The 9,798-nt window shown below is 39.2% G+C and carries 5 protein-coding genes; 2 read left to right on the forward strand and 3 right to left on the reverse strand.

The window, feature by feature from the left end; all coding sequences use genetic code 11:
• Together AC1WHX_RS07705 and AC1WHX_RS07710 are read left to right on the forward strand one after the other, a co-directional pair.
• Positions 1-1,057, forward strand: a 1,057-nt coding sequence (locus AC1WHX_RS07705; protein WP_481229097.1) for a hypothetical protein, incomplete at its 5' end; no start/stop codon positions are given.
• 194 nt (positions 1,058-1,251) lie between these two features.
• Positions 1,252-2,895, forward strand: a complete 1,644-nt coding sequence (locus tag AC1WHX_RS07710; RefSeq protein WP_009317720.1) for a diphosphate--fructose-6-phosphate 1-phosphotransferase — start codon at positions 1,252-1,254, stop codon at positions 2,893-2,895.
• Between the two features lie 171 nt (positions 2,896-3,066).
• Here the strand turns inward: AC1WHX_RS07710 and AC1WHX_RS07715 are convergent, their stop codons facing one another.
• Genes AC1WHX_RS07715 through AC1WHX_RS07725 form a run of 3 tightly spaced genes read right to left on the reverse strand, consistent with a single transcriptional unit; the run spans position 3,067 to position 9,716 of the window.
• Positions 3,067-4,389, reverse strand: a complete 1,323-nt coding sequence (locus tag AC1WHX_RS07715; protein ID WP_009317721.1) for a glycoside hydrolase family 99-like domain-containing protein — start codon at positions 4,387-4,389, stop codon at positions 3,067-3,069.
• A gap of 41 nt (positions 4,390-4,430) precedes the next feature.
• Positions 4,431-6,371 (reverse strand): SusD/RagB family nutrient-binding outer membrane lipoprotein, encoded by a 1,941-nt coding sequence (locus AC1WHX_RS07720; protein WP_169721133.1) that lies wholly within the window; start codon positions 6,369-6,371, stop codon positions 4,431-4,433.
• Positions 6,372-6,386: 15 nt separating this feature from the next.
• Positions 6,387-9,716: a SusC/RagA family TonB-linked outer membrane protein gene (locus AC1WHX_RS07725; RefSeq protein WP_481229098.1), complete on the reverse strand. Its 3,330-nt coding sequence runs from the start codon at positions 9,714-9,716 to the stop codon at positions 6,387-6,389.
• Positions 9,717-9,798 lie beyond the last annotated feature (82 nt).

Genomic DNA, 9,798 nt, shown 5'->3' on the forward strand with positions numbered 1-9,798 from the left:
TATAAAAACAGCTCATCTCAACGGAAAATATTTCGTAGAATGTTTATTGGAAGGAATTATCAATTTATATTGCGCACAAATAGATTATTCGAAAGAAATGAATGATCGAAAATCATTCGGGTCTATTGTCACAGCATTCTTAGCCGAAATCCCGGAAGAAGACAGTTGGGTTGAGATAATCTGTCCGGCTGATATTTTCAACGACCAACTGGAATCGAAACGAAACGACAAGAAATTGACCAGCCTTTTTATAAATCAAATAGAGAAATTGAAAAACGATATACCTAAATCAAGTTATAACCAAGATAAGATGATCGCTCTGTTCAAAAAATATCATGACCTCGTATGTACAGACAAAGATTGTGTCATATATAAAGAACCCCATAAAAGACCTTCTCAATTTTTGACTTGTTTCACAAGTTTCGGATTTCAAAAAAGACGTACAACAGATCTGCTCGATCCAAAACAAGAAAATTTTCTCTGTCCCATGGCACATGTCGGAGTGACATATAGCCGCAGCCTTAATAAATTCACAGACAGGCTTCGATTAAATGTCGCACTTGGTCTGTTCTATCTGAATGCTAAAAAAAACACCTATTACGACAAAATATCTTATCATCCCGGATATGAATTCACAGATAACGAAGGAAACGTTACAGGACCAAAAACATATCACGATATAGAATACCATTACTTATTTCGTACTTTAGGGATATATAATCAAATCAGTGTAGAAGGCAGATTGATGGTAAAAAAGGAAATACAACCTCTACTCGAAATAGGATTTTATCAACAAGTATATATTCCGGTAAAAAATAAACTCGACATATCTGTTCGAGAGTTAGGACACAACATCAATCCGATGGAATATCCTCACTATATTGTCGGGATAATTGCTTCAGCCGGAATATCCATTAACAAAGAAAAGTATCAAATTCCCATAAAAATAAACACTTATCTCCCATTTACCGAAAGTATAGACAGACCGATGGAATTACGGACACAATTCAACCTTTCTATCGGATATACGTTCAGCATCGGAAAAAATAACCGATAAATTTCAATGGTATCTCATCATATCCATGATTAAAAGGTCGCATATCACTACAATGTGCAATCGATTTTATCTTTATTTTTTGTCAAATTGATAAAAGCTCTTTTTGCATTCTGAAAAAAATTGACGAAATTTGTATCGCTTTTGTAAGATTGACAGCAGTTTTAATTATTAACACAAATAAATTCTCAATTACAATGAAAAAAAGTGCTCTGCAAATAGCTCGTGCAGCTTATCAACCGAAGTTGCCTAAAGCGCTTAAAGGGTCTCTCAAAATCCAAGAAGGAGCTCCGACTCAGTCTGTAGCTGACCAAGATGCTATTGCGAAATTATTCCCCAATACTTACGGAATGCCGGTATTATCGTTCATAGAAAGCAATGAAGTAAAAAATTACCCGGCAATCAATGCAGGAGTTATACTTTCGGGTGGACAAGCTCCCGGAGGTCATAATGTAATTGCAGGACTCTTCGACGGATTAAAAGCGCTGAACAAAGACTCCCGTTTATACGGATTTTTATTAGGACCGGGAGGTCTAGTCGATCACAAGTATATCGAATTGACCCAAGATATTATCGATGAATATCGGAATACCGGTGGTTTCGACATTATCGGCTCAGGTCGTACAAAACTCGAGACAGAAGACCAATTCGACAAAGGGTTACAAATTATTAAAGAATTAAATATCAAAGCCCTCGTTATTATTGGAGGAGATGATTCTAATACCAATGCTTGCGTATTGGCAGAATACTACAAAAAAAACAATACGGGTGTACAGGTAATCGGTTGTCCCAAAACAATCGACGGAGACCTCAAAAACGAAATGATAGAAACATCTTTCGGATTCGACACGGCTTGTAAAGTTTATTCCGAAGTTATCGGAAATATCCAACGTGATTGCAACTCTGCAAAAAAATATTGGCACTTTATTAAATTGATGGGACGTTCGGCTTCTCATATTGCTTTGGAATGCGCATTACAGACCCAACCAAATATCTGTATCATCTCAGAAGAAGTAGAAGCCAAAAACATGTCACTAGACGATGTTGTGACATATATTGCAAAGATCGTTGCCGATCGTGCAGCACAAGGTAATAATTTCGGGACTGTTCTTATCCCTGAAGGATTGATCGAATTCATTCCGGCCATGAAAAGACTTATCGCCGAATTGAACGACTTCCTTGCACACAATAGCAATGAATTTGCTATGATTAAAAAATCAGAACAACGAAATTATATCATCAATCACCTCTCTTCCGAAAATTCGGCTATTTATGCAAGCCTTCCCGAAGGTGTCGCCCGTCAATTATCATTAGACCGCGATCCGCACGGAAACGTCCAAGTATCATTGATCGAAACTGAAAAATTACTTTCAGAAATGGTTAGCAAAAAATTGGCCGAATGGAAAGCTGAAGGCAAATACAACGGCAAATTCGCTGCTCAACATCATTTCTTCGGATACGAAGGTCGTTGCGCTGCTCCTTCTAACTTCGATGCCGACTACTGCTACTCATTAGGATACACAGCGGCAATGTTGATCGGTGAAGGTAAGACCGGATACATGTCTTCGGTACGTAATACTACAAAACCTGCAGATCAATGGATTGCAGGAGGTGTTCCTGTAACCATGATGATGAATATGGAACGCCGCCACGGAGAAATGAAACCGGTTATACAAAAAGCATTGGTAAAATTGGATGGTGCACCTTTTAAACATTTTGTAGCACAGCGCGAACAATGGGCTAAAGAGACTTGCTATGTTTATCCCGGACCGATCCAATACTTCGGACCGACAGAAGTTTGCGACCAACCGACAGAAACATTGAAATTGGAACAAGCCTAAAGATTATTATTCTTATATAAAAACGAGTCTCGTTTCTTTAACTGAAACGAGACTCGTTTTTTATATAAAAAAGCCTGTTATTCCATTTCTTTAAACAACCGGTCTGATCATAAAAAAATGCAGAGAATAAAAATATCCTCCGCATTTTTCTCAAAACATATTATACTTCCTTTATCTCTTAAACTGTGCCCTTACGAAATCAAGATATTCTGTTCCATAGCCATCACCGTAAGCCGGATCGGTAGGTTCTATCGCTGTATTGGTATTCCAATCGTTAAACGAATCGACAAACACGATAGGATGTCTGCCCAAATTACGTTTTGCCACATTACATAATGTTTTAAACGTATCTTTATTACGAACGACCAACGGGTATTGAGCATAATTCTGCAGATTCTCTACATACCAATTAAATGCAGGAGAAACTGTCGGAATAAATTCGTGCCCGAAGTTGCTGGACAAGAAACTCTGGAAATAAGCCCAGTTCTGGTCTATCAGTTGCGGGTACATTTGCGAACGGTTATAATTAGTCTGTTTATACATCGTTTCACAACACAACGCATCTACATTGCCTACAAAATAATATTGATAGCGTCCCGGAGGCGTAAAAGCTCCCTGACGGGCGACCAAGAACATATCATACCCTCTTTCTTCTTTCACATAAGCCCTCATATCGGCATATAGCTTCTTGCTATCTAAAGAATGGGTTTTATCTGCAGCAATAATAACAACCATAGGTTTCCCGTCAACCTTAAAATAATTAGGATCACTAAAATAATCGGCAATACGCTTAAAGATATCATTAAAACGCTGAAGCCGAGTCTGATACTTCAAAGGACGAGTAGAAACCACATCTTGCACCTCTTCAACACGCCCGCCCTCTTCGGCTTTCAATGCCGTCGGCTGATTATTAAAATTATTCATATTCACCGAAATCACGTACTTCAGTCCCTTTAAATCGACAAGAGCACCACAAGCCGGATCATTCGCCGCCTTTCCGGTTACATCACGACGTCCTGTCACCACATTAACGAATGCAGTATCTCCTAACACATTAGGATATTTACCCATCGAAGTATTGCAATTCGGTAAAATGAAAAAGTCCAGTCCCGCCTGTAATGCCCAATCTACTTGCTGCTGAGCTATAGCGATAAACTCCTCATTATTCGGGTTCATCGGATAAGGAGCATCTGTGGCTTTAGATCCTTCCTCCGGATAATTCACAGAAGACAACATCGGTATGACATTCGCTCCTAAAATGGAGTTGGCATAATCCAAAGGTTGTTTCAAACGCGCATATTTCTCTGCATTCATTCCTCCGCCTCCCAGATTCATATAATAAGCTCCTAACTGCAAACCGGCAGGTGGCTCAACATCGGGAATTTCATAATTCAGAAAATAATCATCTATACTGGGCCCGTCATCCTTCGCACAAGAAGAAAACATCAATAATCCGGCACAGAGATACAATCCTATTTTACTATTTCGTTTCATTCTATATTGATTTTATGTGTTCTAACTTATACAAATATATATTACCAATAGGGCGTAAACTCAACTTGTTTAATCACCTTCATATCGATATACTTGCCAAATTCCGTAGTATCCTTGATTGCCGGGAACTCTTTCTTTACGCCTTCCAAGAAATGATCCCAATCTTTACCATACCATTTTTGAGCAAATTTCGCACTGTACACTACTGTACCGGTTTTCCATTTGGCATCTCCGGTTGCTACATCAAACGGTTTAGCGAATTGCAACAAAGTAAAGAAGTTATCACCCCAATGAAAAATAGGCGATGATTGCGGAGAATTGGCTTGTAACAAATCGATAGCTTTATAATATTGCACCTTATTTTTAGTAAGTTCTTCCGTCGGATAAACCAACCGTTCCGGAATATAATCATAAGTCGTTTTCGAACCTTCCGGCAAATTATTAACAGATGCATAAAAATAAGGAGGATAATTCATTACCCTTGTACGACGTTCCAAAGTCCACGCAGCATGGCCATTAAAGAAATCAGCTAAATAACGTTGCTTCCATATTTGCTCCAAGTGGTTTTCATCACCGCCTTCTCCATTAACTTCAACTTTGTAAATACCCTGATAATCATACATACCTTCTCCATTCGTATTCCATTTCACACCATCTTGCTCATAATAATCGGAAGCGCCCGATACCCCCCATTGGTCGAATGAAGCAATAATACCGGCTTTATAATAATCTTCAGCAGATTTTGCTCCCAATCCATATTTAATTTGGGCTTCAGCAGCCAGAAAGTTAGCATCTGCAGCTGTCAGAATCGGATGAAATGCATCCATCTTAACAAGATCATAAGCGACTTTCGAATAAGTATCTCTACTAACATTGGCACTTGAGAACGGACTTGGGATTTTATTGACACCGTCATAAGTACCTACTTCCCAAGCACCTGTCGTAACCGGAGAATACTCTTCACGAGGACAATACGGAACTTTATATGTAACAATCATAGAGTCCATCATCAATTCATGCCCCTCAATTACACTTTTACGGAACAATGTATCCCGCACCTCAAAACGATCTTCAAAATCAAACGTTTTCTGACAATACGCTTCCAAACGCGGATCATTGAAAGATCTCAGCCAGATAAAGAAGTAGAGATTAACATTCGGATAGGAATCGATATTATTCGGTTTTGTATCAAGTTCTTTCAAAAAACGAGTATAATACCAAGATACATCGATATCTTTCTGAGTTCCCCATCTCGGACACATATTATCTTCTACAGTAGACATCAGTAAATCTTCCCTGCCCATACTTGCCTGAATAGCCTGAAGCGAACGTTCTGGAATCGCACTTTGCGTATTCATTGCCACTTCAAGGCGCAATGTATTGGCAAACTTCAACCAACGAGACATATCGCTCTTTCCTCCAGAAACAGCATACACAGGATCTTTATCAAAACCGTCTTTATTCAAATCGATCTTGCCGATTGCATCATCGAGCATATTCAATACTGCCGTATAAATCGACTCTTCTGAGTCATACCTGTATTCATTCAAATCGGCATTTAAAGCATCCTGCATAGGCATAGGACCGAAAGAGGACGCCATAAAGTAATATAGGTATGCTTTCCAAATTTGGGCGATCTGCACTCTATTTACAGCTTCAGGTATATCTTTTTCTCTATCAATACCGATCTGCAGATTCTTTAAAACATCAATATACATCTTATTGAATGATCCGCTCGTATTATCTTTATCGCTTGGACCTCTGAAAGTAAGGAACGAATAGCGAGAAAACCACATAAAGTAGTTATAATTCATCTCTGCCATACAATCAATACTTTTATAAATTGTACCAGGAAATACATCCTGCAAGCGAACAGTGTATATTTTATTATGATTTGTATTAGCTTCCTCAAAACGGTCTTCACAAGAAGTAATTCCAGTAAAAAGCAAGAGTCCGGCTAATAAATACATTATCTTTTTCATATTCATCTCTATATTTTAGAAAGTTACTTTCAAGTCAAAACCATAAGTTGCGGTAGGCAACGGATAACCTTGCTCAAAACCTTGACCGTTCCCAGTCGTAGAAGTCGCTTCAGGATCGATTCCTTGTGGAGTATTCTGGAACAGAATAGCCAGGTTACGTCCAACAGCCGACAAACGCAAACTCTGGAAAGGAGTTTTCCGCAAAAGCTTTTTCGGGAAAGTATATCCCAATGCAACTTCACGCAATTTCACATAAGTCGCATCATAAGTGTTCATCTTGGCATTACGTCCGGATATGTGACAGAACATTACGTCCGGCTTCACCCAATCATTTACAACCGGATGTCCGCCTATTCCTTCAATACTTGCTTCAAATACACGTCCCGGGAAATATACCCCCTTAGGACGAGCACCATCCATATACGGCACACGATTAGCCAAATTATCGGCCGGGAAAGGCACATCGGTCGGTCTCAAATAACCGGCACGTTCCTGGTCGCTCTCATCCAATACCCATTTAGAGAAGAAATATTCATCACGGCCTTCCAAAGATTTTATACTGTTACCCATATTGTTCCCTTTATAAGCCGTTTCAGAATAAAATAATCCGCCTTTTTTAAAGTCAAACAAGAATGAGAAATCAAAGCCTTTATATCTGAATTGGTTTTTCCAACCACCCAAAAAATCCGGTTCTACATGACCGATATATACATCTTTTTGTTCAAGAGGCTTACCGGATGAATCAGCAATAACATTACCTGCAGCATCTCGTTGCCAGTCAGTTCCATACATCTGACCATAGGGTTTACCCACTTCAACATAACTGATACAACCATCCGCTCCGGCAGCACGCACCTGATAACGGTCTACTCCAGGAGTCAGAGAAACGATTTTAGAATTATTCTTAGACCAGTTGAAAATTGTTGTCCACTCAAAATTTTTCGTTTTTACCGGAGTAATAGAAGCTGTCAACTCAGCACCACGGTTTTGAATCTCTCCGGCATTTACGAAACGTTCTCTATAACCTGATGCTGAAGATACGCTCGCCCGCATGATTTGATCTGTCGTACTTTTCCAATAATAAGTAAAATCGACAGAGATCCTATTGTTCCAAAAACGGAAATCGGCACCTACCTCATAAGACGTTGTCTGTTCGGGTTTCAAATTAGGATTTTTACGAGTATTATCAGTCATATAATAAGGCATTCCCAAATAGGTGTTTGCAAGATTCAAACCATCATATAATGAATCGAACGGGGCATCATTACCAACTGTAGCGACAGATCCGCGCAATTTTCCGAATGTCAATATCTCTTTAGGAATCTCAAATGCCTGAGTCAATATAAAACTCAACCCCGTTGACCAATAGAAATAAGAATTATTTCCGGGAGACAAAGTAGAAGACCAGTCATTTCGTACTGTCCCGTCTAAATAGACCATATCTTTATATCCGACATTGGCCATCGCAAATACAGAAACTTTCTCTTTACCATCATAACTGTCGTTTCCAGTCAAAATAGCTCCATTATTTGCCAAACTCGGCATATCCGGTTGAGAAGTCGTTCCTACAGTCAAATTGGTACGTTCATTTCTCCGATGTTGCCATGAATACCCCATCGATGCTGTCAAATTCCAATCTTTCTTGAAACGTTTATTAAAGTTCAACATTGCCTCGATATTGTTATTCTGAGCCATTTGGGAAAATTCTTTAAACTGACCGTCCGTATCGAACTGGCTATACATATTGGTATATTCCCATCCTCTGGCAGTTTGCAAATCGGTAGCAATACGCAAACGGAAATTCAAATAATTCAAAATACGGTAATTCAAGGTGATATTTCCCATAAACCAATGTTTCGTATCATGATTCGGTAATTCATACAACAACCAATACGGATTGGTAAATCCGCCATTTAAGTTGAACGGTTTACCGTTTCCATCTTTCCAAGGAATCAATTCTTCAACAGAAGTATCTCGAGGCAAATTTCCCAATATAAACAACGGATTACGGCTCGAAGAGTTACGGTATCCACGGTTATCCATGGCATCGTATGTATAGCTTGCGTTGACATCGGCTGTCAAACGATCGGTCAACTTAGATTGTGTACGCAAATTGAACGAATGACGAGTACGCTCATTCCAATCTTTCACTACATCATTAGCTGTTAATACGGTATAAGAAAAACGTATCGAAGCTTTATCCGTTACCTTATCAAAAGACAAAGAGTTTGTCCAGGCAATACCGGTTTTATAAAGATCCGAAATATTATTTTTATTTGGAGAATAAGAACGAAGTTCTCCTCCACGCCCGATAATCGGGAAACCCAACATAGGAAGACCGTAACTACGATCACTGGCATCTTGAGATGTCAAGTTAAATATTCCCCAAGGCAAATTAGGATTATAGGTAGTATTTAATCCGTTTTTACCTGTCATATTCAATGCATTATTATTGATTTCGGCATTCATACCGGAACCATAAATATTCTGATATGCCGGATATTGGTACAGACGACTCAACTGCACATTAGAAGAGAATGAGACACCCCATCCTGCACGAGCCTGGGCTTTTTTCGTCGTAATCAAAATAACACCGTTCGCACCGTCTGACCCGTACAAAGCCGAGGCATTCGCTCCTTTCAAAATTTCTATACTCTCTATATCGTCCGGATTGATGTTGGCAGCAGCATTACCATAATCGAGTTCACCATTTTCTCCCATATCATTCATAATAGGAATACCGTCGATCACATAAAGCGGCTGGTTATTACCCGTAATAGAGTTATTACCGCGTATAACTACACGTGTCGAACTTCCAGGACCTCCACCAGATATAATCTGAACCCCCGAAACCTTACCTTGCAACATATTCAACAAGTTCGCATCACGGGTCTGGGTCATTTCATCATCCATCTTTACGGTCTGACGTCCGTAAGTCAAAGATTTAGCATCACGACGAATACCCAAAGCCGTTACAACTGTTTCTTCCAACTCTTGAACTTTCGGTTTTAACGTGATTTTCAAGAAAGTCGTTTTAGAATTGACTGTAATGTTCTGCGGTACACATCCGATATATGTCACATTAATCGTGGCATTCTCAGGAATCTGTAACGTAAACTTTCCATCGATGTTAGTTGTTGTTGTCCGTTTCGATGACAAATCCCGTATCGTCGCACCAATCACAGGTTCCCCTTGCTCATCAAATACCGTACCTTCTAATTTACGGTTTTGTGCAGACAATGTCTGAAAAGAGGAAAGAATCAGAGCAAAGATCAGAGCAAAAAAACTCATTCGGAACGGACGTCTAACCGTCATCCGATCTTCACATTCTCTATTGTTTTCCATAATTATAAAATAAATTTAATAAATGTGTGTATATCTCCTCGCTAAAAAAATTTTAGCGTAACAAAGATCAAAAAGCATAAGT

The organism is Coprobacter sp., from assembly GCF_982436375.1.

Excerpts from the sequence above, each read along its gene's own strand:
- AC1WHX_RS07710 (WP_009317720.1), top strand. The coding sequence starts at position 1,252 with ATGAAAAAAAGTGCTCTGCAAATAGCTCGTGCAGCTTATCAACCGAAG.
- AC1WHX_RS07715 (WP_009317721.1), bottom strand. The coding sequence starts at position 4,389 with ATGAAACGAAATAGTAAAATAGGATTGTATCTCTGTGCCGGATTATTG.
- AC1WHX_RS07720 (WP_169721133.1), bottom strand. The coding sequence starts at position 6,371 with ATGAAAAAGATAATGTATTTATTAGCCGGACTCTTGCTTTTTACTGGA.
- AC1WHX_RS07725 (WP_481229098.1), bottom strand. The coding sequence starts at position 9,716 with ATGGAAAACAATAGAGAATGTGAAGATCGGATGACGGTTAGACGTCCG.